Annotated in this window: 23 protein-coding genes and 1 tRNA gene; all 24 read left to right on the forward strand. The window is 42.4% G+C overall.

Translation table 11 applies throughout. The annotated features are described in order from the left end of the window. A partial coding sequence (locus tag N5909_RS07345) for a hypothetical protein (protein ID WP_271631058.1) occupies nucleotides 1–585 on the forward strand: 585 nt, incomplete at its 5' end. Nucleotides 586–658: 73 nt separating this feature from the next. After that, entirely contained in the window at nucleotides 659–1,537 is an 879-nt protein-coding gene (gene truB, locus N5909_RS07350; protein ID WP_033681696.1) for a tRNA pseudouridine(55) synthase TruB, read from the forward strand. A 112-nt stretch (nucleotides 1,538–1,649) separates the two neighbouring features. Then, nucleotides 1,650–2,288, forward strand: coding sequence for a uridine kinase (gene udk, locus N5909_RS07355; RefSeq protein ID WP_001181376.1), 639 nt, complete (start codon nucleotides 1,650–1,652; stop codon nucleotides 2,286–2,288). 127 nt (nucleotides 2,289–2,415) lie between these two features. Continuing rightward, complete coding sequence (xseA, locus tag N5909_RS07360; RefSeq protein ID WP_033681697.1) at nucleotides 2,416–3,756, forward strand: exodeoxyribonuclease VII large subunit; 1,341 nt, start codon at nucleotides 2,416–2,418, stop codon at nucleotides 3,754–3,756. Beyond that, nucleotides 3,734–3,946 carry an exodeoxyribonuclease VII small subunit gene (locus tag N5909_RS07365; protein WP_020901455.1) on the forward strand — a complete coding sequence of 71 codons (213 nt, stop codon included), beginning with the start codon at nucleotides 3,734–3,736 and terminating at the stop codon, nucleotides 3,944–3,946. Before xseA ends, N5909_RS07365 begins: the two co-directional genes overlap by 23 nt. Continuing rightward, the gene (locus tag N5909_RS07370; RefSeq protein WP_033681698.1) at nucleotides 3,943–4,818 is read left to right on the forward strand and encodes a polyprenyl synthetase family protein; all 876 of its coding nucleotides are present in this window, start codon (nucleotides 3,943–3,945) and stop codon (nucleotides 4,816–4,818) included. The genes N5909_RS07365 and N5909_RS07370 overlap by 4 nt, the downstream gene beginning before the upstream one ends. Further along, entirely contained in the window at nucleotides 4,811–5,626 is an 816-nt protein-coding gene (locus N5909_RS07375) for a TlyA family RNA methyltransferase (protein WP_033681699.1), read from the forward strand. Before N5909_RS07370 ends, N5909_RS07375 begins: the two co-directional genes overlap by 8 nt. Then, nucleotides 5,619–6,050 (forward strand): arginine repressor, encoded by a 432-nt coding sequence (locus N5909_RS07380; RefSeq protein ID WP_020900686.1) that lies wholly within the window; start codon nucleotides 5,619–5,621, stop codon nucleotides 6,048–6,050. The genes N5909_RS07375 and N5909_RS07380 overlap by 8 nt, the downstream gene beginning before the upstream one ends. Before the next feature lie 6 nt (nucleotides 6,051–6,056). Then, a complete protein-coding gene (recN, locus tag N5909_RS07385; protein ID WP_033681700.1) occupies nucleotides 6,057–7,724 on the forward strand; it encodes a DNA repair protein RecN in 1,668 nt (555 codons plus the stop codon). Between the two features lies 1 nt (nucleotide 7,725). After that, nucleotides 7,726–8,454, forward strand: a complete 729-nt coding sequence (locus N5909_RS07390; RefSeq protein ID WP_033681701.1) for a metallophosphoesterase family protein — start codon at nucleotides 7,726–7,728, stop codon at nucleotides 8,452–8,454. 78 nt (nucleotides 8,455–8,532) lie between these two features. Further along, complete coding sequence (gene lepA / locus N5909_RS07395; RefSeq protein ID WP_001047207.1) at nucleotides 8,533–10,356, forward strand: translation elongation factor 4; 1,824 nt, start codon at nucleotides 8,533–8,535, stop codon at nucleotides 10,354–10,356. 139 nt (nucleotides 10,357–10,495) lie between these two features. Then, nucleotides 10,496–11,344 (forward strand): DNA-processing protein DprA, encoded by an 849-nt coding sequence (gene dprA / locus N5909_RS07400; protein ID WP_049488782.1) that lies wholly within the window; start codon nucleotides 10,496–10,498, stop codon nucleotides 11,342–11,344. Between the two features lie 222 nt (nucleotides 11,345–11,566). Next, nucleotides 11,567–13,654 (forward strand): type I DNA topoisomerase, encoded by a 2,088-nt coding sequence (gene topA, locus N5909_RS07405; protein ID WP_271631059.1) that lies wholly within the window; start codon nucleotides 11,567–11,569, stop codon nucleotides 13,652–13,654. Between the two features lie 105 nt (nucleotides 13,655–13,759). Then, nucleotides 13,760–14,119: a YbaN family protein gene (locus tag N5909_RS07410; protein WP_261047480.1), complete on the forward strand. Its 360-nt coding sequence runs from the start codon at nucleotides 13,760–13,762 to the stop codon at nucleotides 14,117–14,119. Between the two features lie 93 nt (nucleotides 14,120–14,212). Further along, complete coding sequence (locus N5909_RS07415; protein ID WP_271631060.1) at nucleotides 14,213–14,845, forward strand: copper homeostasis protein CutC; 633 nt, start codon at nucleotides 14,213–14,215, stop codon at nucleotides 14,843–14,845. Between the two features lie 42 nt (nucleotides 14,846–14,887). Beyond that, nucleotides 14,888–15,544 (forward strand): MmcQ/YjbR family DNA-binding protein, encoded by a 657-nt coding sequence (locus N5909_RS07420; RefSeq protein WP_271631061.1) that lies wholly within the window; start codon nucleotides 14,888–14,890, stop codon nucleotides 15,542–15,544. 313 nt (nucleotides 15,545–15,857) lie between these two features. Next, nucleotides 15,858–17,420 carry a 2-isopropylmalate synthase gene (locus N5909_RS07425; protein WP_271631062.1) on the forward strand — a complete coding sequence of 521 codons (1,563 nt, stop codon included), beginning with the start codon at nucleotides 15,858–15,860 and terminating at the stop codon, nucleotides 17,418–17,420. Between the two features lie 11 nt (nucleotides 17,421–17,431). Next, on the forward strand, nucleotides 17,432–18,469 hold the full coding sequence (gene leuB, locus N5909_RS07430) for a 3-isopropylmalate dehydrogenase (RefSeq protein WP_033681706.1): 1,038 nt from the start codon (nucleotides 17,432–17,434) through the stop codon (nucleotides 18,467–18,469). Continuing rightward, the gene (locus N5909_RS07435; RefSeq protein ID WP_033681707.1) at nucleotides 18,466–18,735 is read left to right on the forward strand and encodes a DUF1294 domain-containing protein; all 270 of its coding nucleotides are present in this window, start codon (nucleotides 18,466–18,468) and stop codon (nucleotides 18,733–18,735) included. The genes leuB and N5909_RS07435 overlap by 4 nt, the downstream gene beginning before the upstream one ends. A 3-nt stretch (nucleotides 18,736–18,738) precedes the next feature. Beyond that, the gene (gene leuC / locus N5909_RS07440; RefSeq protein WP_033681708.1) at nucleotides 18,739–20,121 is read left to right on the forward strand and encodes a 3-isopropylmalate dehydratase large subunit; all 1,383 of its coding nucleotides are present in this window, start codon (nucleotides 18,739–18,741) and stop codon (nucleotides 20,119–20,121) included. Nucleotides 20,122–20,130: 9 nt separating this feature from the next. Further along, nucleotides 20,131–20,724, forward strand: coding sequence for a 3-isopropylmalate dehydratase small subunit (leuD, locus tag N5909_RS07445; RefSeq protein ID WP_033681709.1), 594 nt, complete (start codon nucleotides 20,131–20,133; stop codon nucleotides 20,722–20,724). Nucleotides 20,725–20,750: 26 nt separating this feature from the next. After that, on the forward strand, nucleotides 20,751–21,530 hold the full coding sequence (locus N5909_RS07450) for an L-threonylcarbamoyladenylate synthase (protein WP_033681710.1): 780 nt from the start codon (nucleotides 20,751–20,753) through the stop codon (nucleotides 21,528–21,530). 200 nt (nucleotides 21,531–21,730) lie between these two features. After that, complete coding sequence (locus tag N5909_RS07455) at nucleotides 21,731–22,717, forward strand: GMP reductase (RefSeq protein WP_033681711.1); 987 nt, start codon at nucleotides 21,731–21,733, stop codon at nucleotides 22,715–22,717. A 66-nt stretch (nucleotides 22,718–22,783) separates the two neighbouring features. Further along, nucleotides 22,784–22,855, forward strand: a tRNA-Arg gene (locus N5909_RS07460). The last annotated feature ends 143 nt before the right edge of the window (nucleotides 22,856–22,998 follow it).

The raw sequence follows: 22,998 nt of genomic DNA on the forward strand, positions 1-22,998 counted from the left end.
AAAGTTATTGTTCTAGTGTTACACGATTCTATTGATCTTAAGCTATATGAAGACATGTTAAGAGTTCAATCAGAAAAATCTATTAAGCCCTTTAGGGCAACATATCGTGAGAATTACCAAATTATCCAAGGTCGAGTGGCTTATTTAAAAGGAGATTTTCAAGCTGCCAAGGAAAATATGTCCAAATATGATTTGAAAAAAATTTGGAAGAGATTCAGAACCCCTGCGTTTTTAATATCAAGCTTTGAACTATTAACAGTTTCCATTCATCTTCAAGATGCGCAAGATATTGCTTTCTTTGAGGAACAATTGTCCAAGGCACCAGATTTTAAAGGAGGCAAAGCTACACTTGTTGCTCAAGCCCAAGCCATAAAAGATATTGTGTTCAATAAAGAAGCGAACGACTACTTCGACATTACTGAACCAGAAAGTAAGCTAGCTCGAATCGTGTTTTCTTATTATGGCGCTCTCAATGCCCAATTAAAAGGAGATGAAGCTCGTGCCCGTAGTTTGTTTGAAAGTATCGCCCATGAAAATCCAGAACTCTTTTATGTTCAGGAAGCTAGGAAGTATTTAGAAAAATGAGCTGATATAGTTTTAAAATCTGTCTAAGATAGAATATGTTGATGTAAAGTGAAAAGGGAATTAGAAAGCAAAAATGAACGGTATTATCAACTTAAAAAAAGAAGAGGGGATGACCTCGCATGATGCGGTTTTTAAACTGCGTAAGATTTTGGGGACCAAAAAGATTGGTCATGGTGGGACTCTGGATCCGGATGTGGTGGGTGTTTTGCCCATTGCGGTTGGCAAGGCAACACGCATGGTCGAGTTTATGCAGGATGAGGGAAAGGTCTATGAGGGGGAAATCACTCTTGGCTATTCAACGACGACAGAGGATGCTAGTGGGGAAGTGGTCGCAGAGACACCTGTTTTATCGCCCTTGGATGAAAAGCTTGTCGATGAAGCGATTGCTAGCTTGACTGGGCCTATTACCCAGATACCACCTATGTATTCAGCTGTTAAGGTTAATGGTCGCAAGCTCTATGAGTATGCGCGTGCAGGTCAGGAAGTGGAGCGTCCAGAACGTCAAGTTACCATTTATCAATTTGAGCGGACAAGTCCGATTTCTTATGAGGGTCATCTTGCACGCTTTACTTTTCGTGTAAAATGCAGTAAAGGGACTTACATCCGTACCTTGTCAGTTGATTTGGGAGAGAAGCTTGGCTTTGCGGCCCATATGTCACATCTGACTCGTACTAGTGCAGCCGGTTTGCAACTAGAAGACGCTCTTACCTTGGAAGAAATTGCTGGGAAAGTGGAGGCTGGCCAATTGGACTTTCTCCATCCTCTAGAGATTGGGACAGGCGACCTTGTCAAAGTTTTCCTAAGTCCAGAACAGGCTACAGAAGTGTGCTTTGGTCGTTTTATCGAGCTCGACCAAACAGACCAAGAATTGGCTGCCTTTGAAGATGACAAATTGCTAGCCATTCTAGAAAAGCGAGACAATCTCTACAAGCCAAGGAAGGTTTTTAGCTAGAATAATTGGGGTGCAGGAATTGGAATTGTTTCCCCTAGATTATCCAAACCAGACTATAAATTTTGTAAAAAATGTGATAGAATAGACCACGGATAAAAAAACGGAGGATAGCATGCAAAATAGACCAATCATTATCGGAGTGACAGGTGGTTCTGGTGGTGGTAAGACCAGTGTTTCAAGAGCCATTTTATCGCATTTCCCTGATGAAAAGATTTCCATGATTGAGCATGATTCATATTATAAGGATCAGTCTCATTTGACCTTTGAAGAGCGTGTCAAAACCAACTACGACCATCCTTTTGCTTTTGATACAGACTTGATGATTGAGCAGATTAAGGAGTTGTTGGCAGGGCGTCCGGTCGACATCCCGACTTACGATTATACAGAGCATACACGAAGCAGTAAGACCTATCGTCAAGAGCCTCAAGATGTCTTTATCGTTGAGGGGATTTTGGTCTTGGAGGATAAGCGTCTGCGTGATTTGATGGATATCAAGATTTTTGTGGATACAGATGATGATGTGCGCATTATTCGTCGTATCAAGCGCGATATGGAAGAGCGTGGCCGTAGTTTGGATAGTGTAATTGACCAGTATTTAGGTGTGGTCAAGCCCATGTACCATCAGTTTATCGAGCCAACCAAGCGTTATGCTGATATCGTCATTCCTGAGGGAGTCAGCAATACAGTGGCTATTGACCTGTTGACGACCAAGATTGCAAAGATTTTGGAAGAAGCTCGAAACAGCAAATAATCAGATGTGGAGGCCTTGCCTCCTTTTTCTATTTTTCCCTCATAATGGTACATAAATGGAGATTTTTAGGCATATTTTTGGTATAATAATACCCATGAAAGAGCAAGAAAATGAATAGTAGGTGGAGATGGAAAAGTATTTATCGGTAACAACTTTGACCAAGTATCTGAAAATGAAATTCGATAAAGACCCTTATTTGGAACGGGTCTATTTAACTGGTCAAGTTTCCAACTTTCGTAAACGACCTACTCACCAATATTTCTCCCTAAAGGATGATCATGCAGTCATTCAAGCGACCATCTGGTCTGGGATTTATCAGAAATTAGGCTTTGATCTGGAAGAAGGAATGAAGATCAATGTAATTGGGCGCGTGCAGGTTTATGAGCCGAGTGGTAGCTACTCCATCATCATTGAAAAGGCAGAGCCTGATGGAGTTGGTGCGCTTGCGATTCAGTTTGAACAACTCAAGAAAAAATTGACAGAAGAAGGTCTGTTTCAAGAACGCTTCAAGCAACCTCTTCCTCAATTTTCTAAGAGAATTGGTGTGGTGACCAGTCGTAGTGGAGCTGTTATTCGAGATATTATCACGACCGTCAGCAGGCGCTTTCCAGGTGTGGACATTCTCTTATATCCGACCAAGGTTCAAGGTGAAGGGGCTGCGGAGGAAATTGCTCGAAATATTGCGCGTGCCAATCAACGGGACGATTTGGATTTGCTGATTATTGGTCGTGGTGGTGGTTCCATAGAGGATCTCTGGGCCTTTAACGAAGAAATTGTGGTGCGAGCTATTTTTGAATCTCGTTTGCCAATCATTTCTAGTGTGGGACATGAGACGGATGTGACCTTGGCAGATTTTGTGGCAGATCGCCGCGCTGCGACGCCGACAGCGGCAGCTGAACTAGCAACACCTGTGACCAAGTTGGATCTATTAGCTCATTTGCAAAATCAGGAAAAGCGGATGGCAACGGCAGTCCGAAATGTCCTATCGAAGAAACAAGAAGCTTTGAAAAAATGCAGTCAGTCTGTTATCTTTAGACAGCCAGAGCGTTTGTATGATGGTTATTTGCAACGCTTGGATCAGCTGCAACTGCGCTTAAAACAAAGTTTGCGAACACGGATTTCTGATAACAAACAGACAGTACAAGCAAGGACGCATCGACTGGTACAATTATCACCCGTTACCAAAATCCAACGCTATCAAGACCGTCTAGGTCAGTTGGACAAGCTTCTCCGTAGCCAAATGGCGCTGGTTTATGATGCCAAGGTTGCTGAAGTTAAGAGATTATCAGAAGCCTTACTCATGTTGGATACCAGTCGTATCGTGGCGCGTGGCTATGCTATTGTCAAAAAAGAAGAGTCCGTAGTTGATTCGGTTGAGAGTTTGAAGAAAAAAGACCAAGTGACGCTTTTGATGCGAGATGGTCAAGTAGAATTAGAGGTTAAAGATGTCAAAACAAAAGAAATTTGAGGAAAATCTAGCAGAACTGGAAACCATTGTCCAAAGTTTGGAAAATGGTGAGGTTGCTTTGGAAGATGCGATTGCTGCCTTTCAAAAGGGTATGGTCTTGTCAAAAGAGCTCCAAGCGACGTTGGACAAGGCTGAAAAGACCTTGGTTAAGGTCATACAAGAAGACGGAACAGAAAGTGATTTTGAATGAAGAAGCAAGAAAAATTAGCTCTTGTCGAGTCGGCCTTGGAAGACTTTTATGGAGACCAGCAGTTTGCCTCTAGTTTGCGAGAGTCTGTTCTCTATTCCATTCATGCTGGTGGCAAGCGTATTCGGCCTTTTCTTCTGTTAGAAGTTTTGGAAGCCTTGCAGGTTGCTATCAAACCTGCTCACGCGCAGGTGGCTGCTGCCTTGGAAATGATTCATACAGGTAGCCTGATTCATGATGATCTTCCTGCCATGGATGATGATGATTACCGTCGGGGACGCTTGACCAATCACAAGAAATTCGGTGAAGCTATGGCCATTTTGGCTGGAGATGCCTTGTTCCTAGATCCCTATGCTTTGATAGCGCAGGCAGATTTGCCAAGTCAGATCAAGGTGGACTTGATTGCCAACTTATCTCTTGCTTCAGGAAGTTTGGGCATGGTGGCAGGGCAGGTTTTGGATATGGAAGGCGAACATCAGCAATTGTCTTTGGAAGAACTCCAGACCATCCATGCTAATAAGACTGGAAAGTTACTAGCCTATCCCTTCCAAGCAGCTGCCATTATAGCCGAATTGGCACCTGAAATGCAGGCGAAGCTGAAAACTGTTGGGGAACTAATTGGTCTTGCTTTTCAAGTTCGAGATGATGTACTGGATGTGACAGCTAGTTTTGAGGAAATCGGCAAGACACCACAAAAGGACCTGCAGGCTGAAAAATCAACCTATCCAGCTTTGTTGGGCTTAGAAGAGGCCATTGCCTTTTGTAACCAAACCTTGGATCAAGCTAATGCCAAATTAGAAGAAATTGCTCAGCAGGTTCCTTTTGAGATAGAATCGATTGTAAGTGTAGTAGAAAGTTTGAGAATCAATGGCTAAGGAAAGAGTGGATGTACTAGCTTATAAACAGGGCTTGTTTGAAACGCGAGAACAAGCCAAGCGTGGTGTAATGGCTGGACTAGTCGTAGCAGTCCTTAACGGAGAACGGTTTGACAAGCCAGGAGAGAAAATTCCAGATGACACCGAGCTAAAACTCAAGGGCGAGAAACTCAAGTATGTCAGTCGTGGTGGTTTGAAATTAGAAAAGGCTTTGCAGGTCTTTGATTTGTCAGTGGAAGGGGCAACAACGATTGATATCGGTGCTTCTACTGGAGGATTTACCGATGTCATGCTGCAAAATGGTGCTGAGTTGGTCTTTGCAGTCGATGTTGGTACCAATCAGTTGGCTTGGAAATTACGCCAAGACCCACGGGTTGTCAGCATGGAGCAGTTCAATTTCCGCTATGCTGAAAAGACTGATTTCAAGCAGGAACCGAGCTTTGCCAGCATTGACGTGAGTTTCATTTCCCTTAGTCTGATTCTTCCGGCCTTGCACCGTGTGTTGGCTAATCAAGGTCAGGTTGTGGCTTTGGTTAAGCCCCAGTTTGAAGCAGGACGTGAGCAGATTGGGAAAAATGGAATCATTCGAGACTCCAAGGTTCACCAGAATGTTCTTGAATCTGTCACAACTATGGCAGTAGAGGAAGGTTTTTCAGTCCTTGGTTTGGACTTTTCTCCCATCCAAGGTGGTCATGGAAATATTGAGTTTTTAGCGTATTTGAAAAAAGAAGAGTCAGCAAGCAATCAGGTTCTTGCTGAGATTGAAGAAGTAGTAGAGAGGGCGCATAGTCAATTTAAAAATGAATAAAAAAGAGAGACTTGAAAAAATTAGACGATTTGTTACAGATTATCAAATCGGTACACAAGAAGAAATTGTAGAACATTTGAAAGAGGCTGGCATCACTGCCACTCAGGCGACGGTATCACGAGATATCAAAGAGCTAGGCATTGTCAAAATTCCTTTGAGAGACAATACATATGTCTATGAATTGCCAAAATCAATCGTAAAAAGTTTGCAATTGGCTGAAGACAATATCGAATCAGCAGAATTGATGGATAAGATGATCAATCTTCAAGTCATTCCAGGAAATACAGCTTTTGTAAAAGCTCAGTTAATTGAGACTTTTGCGGACAAGATTTTTAGCTGTTTAGCTGATGATAGCTCGATTTTAGTCATTGCCAGAAGTGAAAGTCTAGCTGAGGAAATCTTTGAACAAGTAAAAAATTGGTAGGTCTGTATGTTACTTGAAATTTCGATAAAAAACTTTGCCATTATTGAGGCTATTTCCCTCAATTTTGAGAAAGGTATGACTGTCCTGACTGGTGAAACAGGTGCAGGGAAGTCAATTATCATTGATGCCATGAATATGATGTTGGGAGCTCGTGCGACGACAGATGTTATTCGTCATGGTGCGCCAAAGGCAGAGATTGAGGGGCTTTTCTCAATTGAGAATAGTCGCCTTTTACAGGAAATTTTTGACGAGAAAGGTTTGGAATTGGGGGATGAAATTATCATCCGTCGGGAAATTCTGCAAAATGGTCGGAGTATTAGCCGTGTGAATGGCCAGATGGTTAATCTGTCTGTTTTGCGCTCTATTGGGCAACATCTGGTTGATATTCATGGTCAGCATGACCAAGAGGAGTTAATGCGTCCCCAACTGCATATCCATATGTTGGATGAATTTGGTGATACAGCTTTTTGGAACTTGAAAGAAACCTATCAGACGAGTTTTGATGCCTACCGTAAAATGCGCAAGCAGGTTCTGGAAGTCAAGAAAAACCAACAGGAACACAAGGCTCGTATTGAAATGTTGGAATTTCAAATGGCAGAGATTGAGGCGGCAAACTTGCAGGCTGGAGAAGACCTGGCTCTAAACCAAGAGCGAGAGAAGCTCCTCAACCATAAAAACATTGCGGATACGCTGACCAATGCCTATAGTATGTTGGACAATGAAGAGTTTTCAAGTTTAGCCAATGTTCGTTCAGCCATGAATGATATGGAAAGTGTCGAAGAGTACGACCCTGAATACCGTGAAATTTCAAGCTCACTGTCTGAGACCTACTATGTCTTAGAAGACATTAGCAAACGTTTGGAAGCTATTATTGAGAATCTTGATTTTGACGGCAATCGCCTCATGCAGGTTGAGAATCGCTTGGACCTCCTTCATACCATTACCCGTAAGTATGGTGGGACTGTAGACGATGTCTTGCTTTATTTTGCCAAGATTACGGAAGAATACAATCTCTTGACAGGAAATAACCTTTCATCTGAGGACATGGAAGCAGAGCTCAAGAAATTGGAAGTCAATCTTGTTGATTTGGCAGGTCAGCTTGCATCTGCTCGTCATGACTTGGCTCAACAGCTAGAAGCTGAGATTAAACAAGAGCTTCAAGACCTTTATATGGAGAAAGCCCAATTTCAAGTTCGTTTTAGCAAGGGCAAATTCAGTCGTGAGGGCAATGAAATGGTCGAGTTTTACATTTCAACCAACCCTGGCGAAGACTTTAAACCCTTGGTCAAGGTTGCATCTGGTGGGGAATTATCTCGTCTCATGCTAGCCATTAAGTCTGCCTTTTCACGAAAAGAAGGCAAGACAAGTATTGTCTTTGATGAAGTGGATACGGGAGTTTCAGGTCGTGTTGCCCAAGCTATTGCACAGAAGATTCATAAAATTGGTCAGCATGGTCAGGTTCTGGCTATTTCCCATTTACCACAAGTGATTGCGATTGCGGATTATCAATTCTTTATTGAGAAGATTAGTAATGACCATTCAACAGTTTCGACTGTTCGTCTCTTGACGGTTGAAGAGCGAGTGAAGGAACTTGCTAAAATGTTGGCAGGTGATGATGTGACGGAAGCAGCCCTGACACAAGCCAGAGAATTGTTGAGAAACAGGGAGAAATAAGATGATAGACTATTATGTAATTGGAGATGTTCATGGAAAAGCAGGGATGCTGGAAGACCTTCTCAAAACATGGGATGGTCAGACCCAGTTGCTCTTTCTAGGGGACTTGATTGACCGTGGTGAGGATAGTCGACGTGTTCTTGAAATGGTCAAGGACTTAGTGGACAATCAAGGGGCGATCTGTTTATCAGGAAACCATGAGTATATGTTTTTGACTTGGCTAGATGACCCAGAAGAAAGTTATGACCATTATCGTCGAAATGGTGGAGATACAACCATTAACTCTATCCTAGGTCGTCCCTTGGATGCACCAGTTGACGGGATTGAGGATGCTAAGCGTGTTGCTTCTGAAGCAGCGGATTTGGTCGAATTTATTCGTCAAATGCCTTTTGTGGTAGAGACAGATAAGTATATCTTTGTTCACGCAGGTATTGATTTGACCTTGAATGACTGGCATGAAACCACAGATTATAAAAAGGTCTGGCTCAGAAAACCATTCCACGAAGCAGAAAATCATACTGGAAAAATCATCGTCTTTGGTCACACACCAGTTTATGGTTTGTTGAAGCAAGAGCGTGGTACAGCTGAGCTTTGGACTACAGAAGATGGCAAGATTGGGATGGACGGAGGAGCTGTTTATGGTGGTGTCCTTCATGGAATCGTCTTTACAGACCAAGGGATGACAGAACATCACTTTATTGAGAATGACGGCTTTGTCGCTGAAGATTAGTACTCCTAGCAGGGTATGGTCTTGTCAAAATGTCAAAAACAATTTATAATAAATAGATACCCTGAAAGGAAGAGAATCATGAACTTAGAAGAATTGAAAAAACGACAGGAGAAGATCCGTAACTTCTCTATTATCGCCCATATTGACCACGGGAAATCAACTCTAGCAGACCGCATTTTGGAAAAAACAGAGACGGTTTCAAGCCGTGAAATGCAGGCACAGCTTTTGGACAGTATGGATCTAGAGCGGGAACGTGGGATTACCATTAAGTTGAATGCCATTGAGCTGAATTATACTGCCAAAGATGGGGAAACTTATATTTTCCACTTGATTGACACGCCGGGGCACGTAGACTTTACCTATGAAGTTTCACGTTCGCTCGCTGCCTGTGAGGGGGCGATTTTGGTGGTTGATGCCGCTCAAGGGATTGAGGCTCAAACCCTTGCCAACGTTTATCTAGCCTTGGACAATGATTTGGAAATCATGCCAGTCATTAACAAAATTGACCTGCCAGCTGCAGATCCAGAGCGCGTGCGTACTGAGATTGAAGATGTCATTGGTTTGGATGCCAGTGAAGCAGTATTGGCTTCTGCCAAGGCTGGTATCGGTATTGAAGAAATCCTCGAGCAAATCGTAGAAAAAGTACCAGCACCAACGGGTGATGTGACGGCTCCACTTAAGGCCTTGATTTTCGACTCTGTTTACGATGCTTACCGTGGGGTTATCCTTCAAGTTCGTGTTATGGACGGGGTGGTTAAACCTGGCGATAAGATTCAACTTATGAGTAATGGCAAGACTTTTGATGTTACGGAAGTCGGTATCTTTACACCCAAGGCAGTTGGTCGTGATTTCCTTGCGACTGGTGACGTTGGTTATATTGCAGCGTCTATCAAGACGGTTCAGGATACTCGTGTGGGTGATACCGTTACCTTGGCAACCAATCCTGCGGCAGAGCCATTACATGGTTACAAGCAGATGAATCCTATGGTCTTTGCGGGGCTATATCCTATCGAGTCAAACAAGTACAATGACCTACGTGAAGCGCTTGAAAAATTGCAACTGAATGATGCTAGTCTTCAGTTTGAACCAGAAACATCTCAGGCACTTGGATTTGGTTTCCGTTGTGGTTTCCTTGGCCTTCTCCATATGGATGTTATCCAAGAGCGTTTGGAACGTGAGTTCAACATTGACCTCATCATGACAGCTCCATCTGTTATCTATAAAGTTAATTTGACCGACGGTGAGTCTATGGATGTGTCTAACCCATCTGAATTCCCAGACCCAACCAAGATTGCGACCATTGAAGAGCCTTATGTTAAGGCGCAAATCATGGTACCACAGGAGTTTGTTGGAGCAGTGATGGAGTTGGCACAGCGTAAGCGTGGGGACTTTGTAACTATGGATTATATCGATGATAACCGTGTCAATGTTATCTATCAAATTCCACTTGCTGAAATCGTCTTTGACTTCTTTGATAAACTCAAGTCTTCGACACGTGGTTATGCAAGCTTTGACTACGAATTGTCAGAGTACCGCCCATCTAAGCTGGTGAAAATGGATATCCTTCTCAACGGAGACAAGGTGGATGCCCTTAGCTTCATCGTTCATAAGGATTTTGCTTACGAACGTGGGAAACTCATCGTTGATAAGCTTAAGAAAATTATCCCTCGTCAACAATTTGAGGTACCAATTCAAGCTGCAATTGGACACAAGATTGTGGCTCGTACAGATATCAAGGCCCTTCGTAAGAACGTACTTGCTAAATGTTATGGTGGTGACGTTTCTCGTAAACGCAAACTCCTTGAAAAACAAAAAGCAGGTAAGAAGCGTATGAAAGCCATCGGATCAGTAGAAGTTCCACAAGAAGCTTTCCTTAGCGTCTTGAGTATGGATGAAGAGTAGAAGTATAAAGAAAAACATTTTATTGTTGATAGACTTTAAATATCAAACAACAAAGATAACTAAAAAAGAAGATCAAATGGTCTTCTTTTTTATTTTTTTACGAATAAATAGATGGGTAGAAAAAGAAATGGAGATATTTATGAAAATCACAAACTATGAAATCTATAAGTTAAAAAAATCAGGTTTGACCAATCAACAGATTTTGAATGTCCTAGAATACGGTGAAAATGTTGATCAAGAACTGTTGCTAGGTGATATTGCAGATATATCAGGTTGCCGAAATCCAGCCGTTTTTATGGAACGTTATTTTCAGATAGACGATGCGCATTTGGAGAAAGAATTTCAAAAATTTCAATCTTTCTCTATTTTAGATGACTGTTACCCTTGGGATTTGAGTGAAATATACGATGCACCTGTACTTTTATTTTACAAGGGAAATCTTGACCTCTTGAAATTCCCGAAGGTAGCAGTCGTGGGCAGTCGTGCTTGTAGCAAACAGGGAGCTAAGTCAGTTGAAAAAGTCATTCAAGGCTTGGAAAATGAACTGGTAATCGTAAGTGGATTAGCCAAGGGCATTGATACAGCAGCTCATATGGCAGCTCTTCAGAATGGCGGAAAAACAATTGCAGTGATTGGAACAGGTCTGGATGTGTTTTATCCTAAAGCCAATAAACGCTTGCAAGACTACATCGGCAATGACCATCTGGTTCTTAGTGAATATGGACCTGGTGAACAACCTCTAAAATTTCATTTTCCTGCTCGTAATCGCATCATTGCTGGACTTTGTCGTGGTGTGATTGTAGCAGAGGCTAAGATGCGTTCAGGTAGTCTCATTACCTGTGAGCGAGCAATGGAAGAAGGGCGCGATGTCTTTGCTATTCCTGGTAGCATTTTAGATGGACTATCAGACGGATGCCATCATTTGATTCAAGAAGGAGCAAAATTGGTAACCAGCGGGCAGGATGTTCTTGCGGAATTTGAATTTTAATACTCTTCGAAAATCTCTTCAAACCACGTCAGCTTCACCTTGCCGTACTCAAGTACAGCCTGCGGCTAGCTTCCTAGTTTGCTCTTTGATTTTCATTGACTATAAGAAGAAAGTCCGCTTACTAGACAAACTTTTCTTCTATATATAGGAGCTAAGTCTTGACAGTTATGCCAAAATGGTTTACACTTTATAAAGTTTATTACTTTGAAAAGGTGTGATACTGTGGCTACGGCAACAAAAAAGAAAAAATCAACAGTTAAAAAAAATCTAGTAATCGTGGAGTCGCCTGCTAAGGCTAAGACGATTGAAAAATATCTAGGCAGAAACTACAAGGTTTTAGCTAGTGTCGGGCATATCCGTGATTTGAAGAAATCCAGTATGTCCGTCGATATTGAAAATAATTACGAACCGCAATATATAAATATCCGAGGAAAAGGTCCTCTCATCAATGACTTGAAAAAAGAAGCCAAAAAAGCTAATAAAGTCTTTCTGGCGAGTGACCCGGACCGTGAAGGAGAAGCTATTTCTTGGCATTTGGCCCACATTCTCAACTTGGATGAAAATGATGCCAACCGTGTGGTATTCAATGAAATCACCAAGGATGCTGTCAAAAATGCTTTTAAAGAACCACGCAAGATTGATATGGACTTGGTCGATGCCCAACAGGCTCGTCGTGTTTTGGATCGCTTGGTAGGCTATTCGATTTCGCCTATTTTGTGGAAGAAGGTTAAGAAGGGCTTGTCAGCAGGTCGCGTTCAATCTATTGCGCTTAAGCTAATCATTGATCGTGAGAATGAAATAAATGCCTTTAAGCCTGAAGAATACTGGACTATTGATAGTGTCTTTAAAAAGGGAACCAAGCAATTTCAGGCATCCTTCTATGGAGTAGATGGTAAAAAGCTGAAACTGACTAGCAATGATGAGGTCAAGGAAGTCTTGTCTCGTCTGGCTAGTAAAGACTTTTCAGTAGATCAGGTGGATAAGAAAGAGCGCAAACGCAATGCTCCTTTACCCTATACCACTTCATCTATGCAGATGGATGCTGCCAATAAAATCAATTTCCGTACTCGAAAAACCATGATGGTTGCCCAACAGCTCTATGAAGGGATTAATATCGGTTCTGGTGTTCAAGGTTTGATTACCTATATGCGTACCGATTCAACTCGTATTAGTCCTGTAGCGCAAAATGAAGCAGCAAGTTTCATTACGGACCGTTTTGGTAGCAAGTATTCTAAGCATGGTAGCAAGGTTAAAAATGCTTCTGGAGCTCAGGATGCCCATGAGGCGATTCGCCCGTCTAGCGTCTTTAATACACCTGAAAGTATTGCTAAGTATCTGGACAAGGATCAGCTCAAGCTTTATACCCTTATCTGGAATCGTTTTGTAGCGAGTCAGATGACAGCCGCTGTCTTTGATACCATGGCTGTTAAATTGTCTCAAAATGGGGTCCAATTTGCTGCTAATGGTAGTCAGGTTAAGTTTGATGGTTATCTTGCCATTTATAATGATTCTGACAAGAATAAGATGTTACCAGATATGGCTGTTGGAGATGTGATCAAACAGGTAAATAGCAAACCAGAGCAACATTTCACTCAACCGCCTGCTCGTTATTCTGAAGCGACACTGATCAAGACCTTGGAGGAAAATGGGGTTGGTCGTCCGTCAACCTACGCACCAACCATTGAAACTATTCAGAAACGTTATTATGTTCGCCTTGCAGCCAAACGTTTTGAACCAACAGAGTTGGGAGAAATTGTTAACAAGCTCATCGTTGAATATTTCCCAGATATCGTAAACGTGACCTTCACAGCTGAAATGGAAGGCAAGCTGGATGATGTCGAAGTCGGAAAAGAGCAGTGGCAACGTGTCATTGATGCCTTTTACAAACCTTTCTCTAAAGAGGTTGCCAAGGCTGAAGAAGAAATGGAGAAAATCCAGATTAAGGATGAACCAGCTGGATTTGACTGTGAAGTGTGTGGCAGTCCAATGGTCATTAAACTTGGTCGTTTTGGTAAGTTCTACGCTTGTAGCAATTTCCCAGATTGCCGTCATACCCAAGCAATTGTGAAAGAAATCGGTGTTGAGTGTCCAAGTTGCCATCAGGGACAAATCATTGAACGTAAAACCAAACGTAATCGCCTTTTCTATGGTTGCAATCGCTACCCAGAATGTGAATTTACCTCTTGGGACAAACCTGTTGGTCGTGACTGTCCAAAATGTGGCAACTTCCTCATGGAGAAAAAAGTCCGTGGTGGTGGCAAGCAGGTTGTTTGCAGTAATGGTGATTACGAAGAAGAAAAGATTAAATAAGAGGAGAGTCCTGAAAGTGAATTTCAGGCTCTTTTTGGTTAGAACTTGACAAAATTCATCATTGTATGCGAAACTAGAAGAAGATTATTTTAACTAGGAGAAGTTATGCGTATTATTTATCTGATCATTGGTTTTTTATCACTAGCCTTGGCTATTATTGGGGTTGTCTTGCCCTTGTTGCCTACAACTCCCTTTCTTTTGTTGTCTATTGCTTGTTTCTCTAGAAGTTCCAAGCGTTTCGAAGACTGGCTTTATCATACCAAGCTCTATCAAGCATATGTAGCTGATTTTCGTGAGACTAAGTCTATTGCGCGTGAACGTAAGAAAAAAATTATCGTATCTATCTACATCTTGATGGGAATTTCTATTTACTTTGCCCCTCTCTTACCAGTCAAAATTGGTCTAGGAGCCTTGACCGTCTTTATCACTTATTATCTCTTCAAGGTCATTCCGGATAAAGAATAAGTAAAATTTGTCACTATTTCCCTTGATAAAATTGAAAGCATATTCATAACAATATGATATAATGAATTTAAAGTAATCTTCAAGGAGAATTAAATGATTTACGAATTTTGTGCTGAAAATGTGACCTTGCTTGAAAAAGCGATGCAGGCTGGAGCTCGTCGAATCGAACTTTGTGACAATCTAGCAGTTGGTGGGACAACTCCCAGCTATGGAGTGACCAAGGCAGCGGTTGAATTGGCAGCTAACTACGATACGACCATCATGACCATGATTCGTCCACATGGTGGCGACTTTGTCTATAATGACCTAGAAATTGCTATTATGTTAGAAGATATTCGGATGACTGCTCAGACTGGAAGTCAAGGGGTTGTATTTGGGGCTTTAACTGCTGATAAGAAGTTGGATAAGCCTAATCTTGAAAAGTTAATTGCTGCATCAAAAGGAATGGAAATTATCTTCCACATGGCCTTTGATGAATTGAGCGAAGAAGACCAGTTAGAAGCTATTGACTGGCTCAGCCAAGCCGGTGTCACTCGTATCCTAACTCGCGCTGGTGTGTCTGGCGACTCCTTAGAAAAACGTTTTGCTCACTATCACAGAATTTTGGAGCACGCTAAAGGTAAAATTGAAATTCTACCAGGTGGGGGGATTGACCTTGACAACCGTCAAATTTTTATCGACCAACTGGGCGTGACACAACTACATGGTACTAAGGTTGTCTTTTAAAAAATAGAAAGGAACTGCTGCTTAGGGTAGCAGTTTTCACTTATGTTTGAAATTTTTAAATCCTATCAGTTTAATCAAGAAAAGGCTCGTGCCTATGGTTTTGTAAAAAATGGGGAAGTCTGGACCTATGGTTGCCAGATTTTGCAAGGTGACTTTGTCATGACTGTATCCATCACTGCTGATAATGTGAGTTTTCAAGTTTTTGACCAGGAGACTGGTGACCTCTATCCTCAAGTCCATATGGAAAGTTTTAAAGGAAGTTTTGTTGCAAGTGTCCGTGAGGCTTGTTTGGAGATTCTTTACCAGATTCGGAAGGCTTGTTTTGAGGTACAGGATTTTATCTGCCCTCAGACTAAGCGAATCATGACTCAAGTTCAGGAAAAGTATGCAAATCAGTTGGAATATCTATGGGAAAAATCTCCTGATACGGCAGTATTACGTCATGAAGGCAATCAAAAGTGGTATGCCGTTTTGATGAAAATCTCTTGGGAGAAGCTGGAAAAGGGCAGAGAAGGACAGGTGGAAGCAGTCAACCTCAAGCATGACCAAGTAGCTGATTTGCTTTCACACAAGGGCATTTATCCAGCCTTTCATATGAACAAACGCTACTGGATTAGTGTGGCGCTTGATGATACTTTATCAGATGAAGTAGTGTTAGAATTGATAGAAAAAAGTTGGAACTTAACCACTAAAAAATGAAACATTTCAAGATTTTTCACGAACTTTCAATTAGCAAAATATTCTCTACTGAAGAAATTTTCAGAAAATATTGGATTTTTTCTTGACAAGTACTTTTGCCTATGCTAAAATACTAAACAAGATATCAAACGAAGGAGAAAGTCAAACATGAAAACAGCTAAGTTTAATCAATTTGCTTTGTTGTTGAGGTACTCGGGCTAGTGCAAAAAGCATTAGTCCTGTTTGGCTTACCAAGCGGGAGTAAATCAACATCTCGCTTGGATCTCTAAGCGAGATGTTTTTTTAAAACCATATTTGGAAAAGGGGAAATCTTATGCGAACAGTTGAATTTCTAGATACCAGTCTTCGGGATGGAGAGCAGACACCTGGTGTTAATTTTTCAATCAAGGAAAAAATTGCCATCGCAAGGCAGCTTGAGAAATGGGGTATTTCAGCCATTGAAGCTGGTTTTCCAGCGGCGAGTCCTGATTCATTCACAGCAGTTCAGGAGATTGCCAAGGTCTTGAAAAAAACGGCGGTGACTGGGTTAGCACGTTCTGTCAAGTCTGATATTGATGCTTGTTACGAGGCTCTCAAGGACGCCAAGTATCCACAGGTTCACGTCTTTATCGCTACCAGTCCGATTCACCGCAAGTATAAGCTCAATAAGAGCAAGGAAGAGATTCTAGAAGCTATTAAGGAGCATGTTTCTTATGCCCGTTCTAAGTTTGAGGTTGTCGAGTTCTCTCCAGAGGATGCGACCAGAACAGAGTTGGATTTCCTTCTGCAAGTTGTTCAAACAGCGGTTGATGCAGGTGCGTCTTATATCAATATTCCTGATACGGTAGGATTTACTACACCAGAAGAGTATGGAGCTATCTTCAAATACTTGATTGAGAATGTCAAGACGGATCGTCAGATTATCTATTCGCCTCACTGCCACGATGACCTTGGAATGGCAGTGGCTAATAGCCTTGCTGCCGTCAAGAATGGGGCAGGACGTGTCGAAGGAACTATCAATGGTATCGGGGAGCGAGCTGGTAATGCTTCCCTTGAAGAAATTGCAGTAGCCCTCAATATTCGCCAAGATTACTACCAAGCAGAGACAAGCATTGTCCTAAATGAAACAATCAATACGTCAGAAATGGTTTCTCGCTTCTCAGGAATTCCAGTTCCTAAAAACAAGGCTGTGGTTGGTGGCAATGCCTTTTCTCACGAATCTGGTATTCATCAAGACGGAGTTCTTAAAAATCCTCTCACTTATGAGATTATCACTCCTGAATTGGTCGGTGTCAAGAGTAACAGCCTCCCACTTGGAAAATTGTCTGGTCGCCATGCCTTCGTTGAGAAACTAAGAGAATTGGCCCTAGATTTTTCAGAAGAGGATATCAAACCACTCTTTGCTAAGTTCAAGGCTCTGGCAGACAAGAAACAAGAAATCACAGATGCAGATATTCGTGCTCTGGTAGCTGGAACCATGGTTGAAAATCCAGAAGGCTTCCACTTTGATGATTTACAACTGCAAACCCATGCAGATAATGACATTGAAGCAATCGTTAGCCTAGCTAATATGGATGGTGAAAAAGTCGAATTTAATGCGACAGGCCAAGGTTCCGTTGAAGCAATCTTTAACGCTATCGATAAGTTCTTTAACCAATCCGTCCGCTTGGTGTCCTACACTATTGACGCGGTGACAGATGGAATTGATGCCCAAGCGCGGGTCTTGGTCACTGTTGAAAACAGAGATACAGAAACCATCTTTAACGCAGCAGGTCTTGATTTCGATGTGTTGAAGGCTTCGGCTATTGCCTACATCAATGCCAATACCTTTGTTCAAAAAGAGAATGCAGGTGAGATGGGACGTAGCGTTTCCTATCGCGATATGCCTAGTGTGTAAAGGAGAATACTATGACAAAGAAAATAGTAGCTCTAGCAGGGGATGGAATCGGTCCAGAAATCATGGAGGCTGGTTTAGAGGTTCTGGAAGCGCTAGCTAAAAAAACAGGCTTTGACTATGAGATTGATAAACGACCTTTTGGAGGTGCAGGTATCGATGCTGCAGGGCATCCCTTACCTGATGAAACCCTCAAGGTATGTCGTGAAGCAGATGCCATTCTCCTAGCGGCTATCGGTAGTCCCCAGTATGATGGAGCAGCGGTTCGGCCTGAACAAGGCTTGCTAGCTCTCCGTAAGGAACTCAATCTTTACGCTAATATTCGCCCTGTAAAAATCTTTGACAGTCTCAAGCATTTGTCACCACTCAAACCAGAACGAATTGCTGGTGTAAACTTTGTCGTGGTACGGGAGTTGACAGGCGGGATTTACTTTGGAGATCATATCCTTGAAGAGCGCAAAGCGCGTGATATCAACGACTATAGCCATGAGGAAGTGGAGCGAATTATTCGCAAAGCCTTTGAAATTGCAAGAAATCGGAGAAAAATTGTTACTAGCATTGATAAGCAAAACGTGTTGGCAACATCAAAACTCTGGCGCAGAGTAGCTGAGGATGTCGCACAGGATTTCCCAGATGTGACCTTGGAACACCAGTTGGTGGACTCAGCTGCCATGCTTATGATTACCAATCCTGCTAAATTTGATGTCATCGTGACGGAGAATCTTTTCGGAGATATCCTCTCGGATGAATCAAGCGTTCTATCTGGCACACTTGGAGTTATGCCATCAGCCAGTCATTCTGAAAAGGGGCCAAGCCTTTATGAACCCATTCACGGTTCAGCACCTGATATTGCAGGTCAAGGAATTGCCAATCCTATTTCCATGATTTTATCAGTGGCCATGATGTTGAGAGATAGCTTTGGACGTTTTGAAGATGCAGAGCGTATTGAGCGTGCTGTTGAGGCAAGTTTGGTGGCTGGTGTTTTAACAAGAGATATAGGTGGACAGGCTTCGACCAAGGAAATGACAGAAGCTATTATTGCAAGGTTATGAAGTTAGATGAAAAAATTAGTCTAGTCCTTTTGATTTGGAATGTCATGGTTTTCTTGATTTATGGTATTGACAAATCTAAAGCAAGGAGAAGAGCTTGGCGCATTCCAGAGAAATTCTTACTCATTTTAGCCTTTACTTTTGGTGGTTTTGGTGCCTGGCTAGCAGGAATCATCTTTCACCACAAGACTCGAAAATGGTATTTTAAAACAGTTTGGTTTCTCGGGATGGTGTCCACACTAGTAGCCTTATATTTTATTTGGAGGTAATGGATGGCAGGAAAATCGATTTTTGATAAATTATGGGACCGTCATGTCATCACAGGAGAAGAGGGGCAGCCGCAACTCATGTATGTGGATCAGCACTATATCCACGAAGTGACCAGTCCTCAGGCTTTTCAAGGATTACGAGATGCAGGTCGTAGATTGAGAAGACCAGACTTGACATTTGGAACCTTTGATCACAATGTCCCGACGGTCAATATCTACGATATTCGAGATGTCATTTCCAAGGCTCAAATTGATAAGCTAGCTGAAAATGTTGAGGAGTTTGGGATTGAACATGCGGCCCACGGTTCTGAAAAGCAGGGAATTGTGCACATGGTGGGACCAGAAACTGGACGGACCCAACCAGGAAAATTCATCGTCTGTGGAGACAGCCATACGGCAACCCACGGAGCTTTCGGAGCGATCGCCTTTGGGATTGGGACTAGTGAAGTTGAGCATGTCTTCGCTACCCAGACACTCTGGCAGGTCAAACCTAAGAAAATGCTGGTAGAATTCACTGGAGTTCCTCAAAAAGGAGTTTATTCTAAGGATTTCATTTTAGCCTTGATTGCCAAGTATGGTGTTGCCTGTGGAGTTGGCTATGTTGTGGAATATAGGGGTCAGGCTATTGATGCACTGAGCATGGAAGAGCGCATGACCATCTGCAATATGTCCATCGAGTTTGGTTCTAAGATGGGGATCATGAACCCGGATCAGACTACCTATGATTATCTCAAGGGACGGGAATGTGTTCCAGAGGACTTTGAAGAGGCTGTGGCGGATTGGAAAACAATTGTCAGTGATGAGGATACTGTTTACGATAAGGTTATTCAGATGGATGTCTCAGGATTGGCTCCCATGGTGACCTGGGGAACCAATCCTGCTATGGGGGTTGACTTTGACAGTAGCTTCCCAGAAATTAAGGATATGAATGATGAGCGAGCCTACAACTACATGGACTTGGAACCGGGTCAAAAGCCAGCAGATATTGAACTAGGCTATATCTTTATTGGCTCTTGTACAAATGCTCGTCTCAGCGACTTGCAACTGGCTGCGCGATTTGTCAAAGGGAAGAAAATAGCTCCTAACTTAACGGCTATCGTGGTTCCGGGATCTCGTCCTGTCAAACGAGCTGCTGAGAAGTTGGGCTTGGACAAGGTTTTCCTAGACGCTGGTTTTGAGTGGAGAGACCCAGGTTGTTCTATGTGCCTAGGGATGAATCCAGACAAGGTCCCTGATGGTGTCCACTGCGCCTCAACCAGCAACCGCAACTTTGAAGACAGACAGGGATTTGGTGCTAAGACCCACCTCTGCAGTCCAGCCATGGCAGCAGCAGCAGCTATCGCAGGTCGTTTCGTAGACGTTCGGCAAATGCCAGAAGCTCAGTAAGGAGAGGATATGGAGAAATTTACAGTTTATACGGGAACGACCGTTCCTCTCATGAATGATAACATCGACACTGACCAAATCCTACCCAAGCAGTTTCTCAAGTTAATTGATAAAAAAGGCTTTGGTAAGTACCTTATGTATGCTTGGCGTTATCTGGATGACAAATACACCGAGGATCCAGACTTTGTCTTTAACCGACCAGAATATCGCAAAGCTAGTATCCTCATTTCAGGGGATAACTTTGGCGCAGGGTCTTCGAGGGAGCACGCAGCTTGGGCATTAGCTGACTACGGCTTTAAAGTCGTAATTGCAGGGTCTTTTGGGGATATTCATTACAATAATGAACTCAATAATGGCATGTTGCCTATTGTACAGCCTCGAGAGGTGAGAGAGAAACTAGCCCAGCTAAAACCAAGTGACCAGGTAACTGTGGACTTGGAACAACAAAAAATCATCTCACCAATTGGAGAATTCACTTTTGAAATTGATAGCGAGTGGAAACACAAGCTCTTAAATGGTTTGGATGATATCGGTATTACCTTGCAGTATGAAGATTTGATTGCTGCTTATGAAAAACAACGACCAGCCTACTGGCAGGATTAGAAAAAATTAGAAAAGGAAATAGAACTATGACAAAACACATTCAATGGAACGGAACACTTTCACAAGAAGGCTATGACATTTTAAAAGGTGAGGGCGGATGTATCGTTTGTCCTACAAAAGTTGGTTATATCATCATGACTAGCGATAAGGCTGGTCTTGAACGCAAATTTGAAGCCAAAGAGCGTAACCGTAACAAACCAGGTGTTGTTCTCTGCGGTAGCATGGATGAGCTTCGTGCTTTAGCACAACTCAATCCAGAAATTGAAGCCTTTTACCAAAAACATTGGGACGAAGACATTCTTCTTGGTTGTATCCTTCCTTGGAAACCAGAAGCCTTTGAAAAACTCAAAGCATACGGGGATGGCCGTGAAGAACTGATGACTGACGTGCGTGGAACGAGCTGTTTTGTTATCAAATTTGGGAAAGCTGGTGAACAATTGGCTGCCAAACTTTGGGAAGAAGGTAAAATGGTCTACGCCTCATCTGCAAATCCATCTGGAAAAGGAAACCGTGGTAAGGTAGAAGGAATCGGAGAACGTATCGAAGGAGCAGTGGACCTTGTCATTGAAGCAGACGACTATGTGGCATCTATCCAACCAGACAAAACGATTGAAACTCGCTACGAGCAAGGTGTGATGGTCTCTATGGTTGATAAAGACGGTAAACTCATCCCAGAACAAGGAGGAGCACGATCAACTTCACCAGCTCCAGTTGTGATCCGCAAAGGGCTTGATATTGATAAGATTATGATGCACTTGTCAGATATCTTTAACTCATGGGACTACCGTCAGGGCGAGTATTATTAGGACGTAGAAGAATTGGGGAGAAAATAATCTCTCCTCTTTCTTTTGTTTTTAAAAAAGTAAAATACGAACAATGTTTTTTGATTTATAAAAATATTTGACAAAAACTGTACTTTTGTTTATAATAAATTAAGGAAACGTCGGAAAAGACGTAGAGATGCGCAAGCATAGGTAGGTCATTATAAAAGAAACGAGCCGTTGATATGTTAAATGAATTTCCAATTTTTGATTATGAAGATATTCAATTGATTCCAAATAAATGTGTCATTAAAAGCCGTGCAGAAGCGGATACAAGTGTCACTCTAGGAAATCATACCTTTAAACTACCTGTTGTGCCAGCTAATATGCAGACGATTTTGGATGAAAATGTAGCAGAGCAACTAGCTAAAGGGGGCTACTTCTATATTATGCACCGTTTTGATGAGGCAGGACGCATTCCTTTTATTAAACGCATGCACGAGCAAGGTCTCATTGCTTCTATATCTGTCGGTGTTAAAGACTATGAGTATGATTTTGTTAGCCAGCTCAAGGCTGATGCTCCTGAGTACATCACGATTGACATTGCTCATGGTCATGCAGATAGCGTGATTTCTATGATTCAACACATCAAGAAAGAATTGCCAGATACCTTTGTCATTGCTGGAAATGTGGGAACACCAGAAGCTGTGCGTGAATTGGAAAATGCTGGTGCGGATGCTACTAAGGTTGGAATCGGTCCTGGTAAGGTTTGTATCACCAAGGTCAAGACTGGTTTTGGTACAGGTGGTTGGCAGTTGGCTGCTCTCCGTTGGTGTGCTAAGGCGGCACGTAAACCGATTATAGCTGATGGAGGAATTCGTACTCATGGTGATATTGCCAAGTCTATCCGCTTCGGTGCCAGCATGGTCATGATTGGATCCCTCTTTGCAGGACACATCGAAAGTCCAGGGAACACGATTGAAGTCGATGGCGAACAGTTCAAAGAATACTACGGTTCGGCTTCACAATATCAAAAAGGTGCTTATAAAAACGTCGAAGGAAAACGCATCTTGCTTCCTGCCAAAGGTCACCTGCAAGACACTTTAACTGAGATGGAACAAGACCTTCAAAGTGCTATTTCTTATGCAGGTGGACGTCAGGTTGCTGACCTTAAACACGTTGATTATGTTATCGTGAAAAACTCTATCTGGAATGGGGATGTGTCCCACTAAGACGGGCTATCTCACTAGAAAAAAACTTGTTATTAGAACAAATTTTTGTTATAATAAAACAAGTTTCCACCCTTAGTGTAATGGATATCACGTAAGATTCCGGTTCTTGAGATGGGGGTTCGATTCCCTCAGGGTGGATGTAAACATCCTAAAAAGCCTTTAATAGGGCTTTTTTCTCTACACAGCCCTAAATTTGCCCCTAAACCTGAAAATCTTTGTCTAAAGAATGCCCCAATCCCCTCCAGTCCCGTTTTAGAGTGACTCAGAGGGTTTTTTTTGAT

Source organism: Streptococcus gwangjuensis, assembly GCF_028156745.1.
Lineage (GTDB): Bacteria > Bacillota > Bacilli > Lactobacillales > Streptococcaceae > Streptococcus > Streptococcus gwangjuense_A.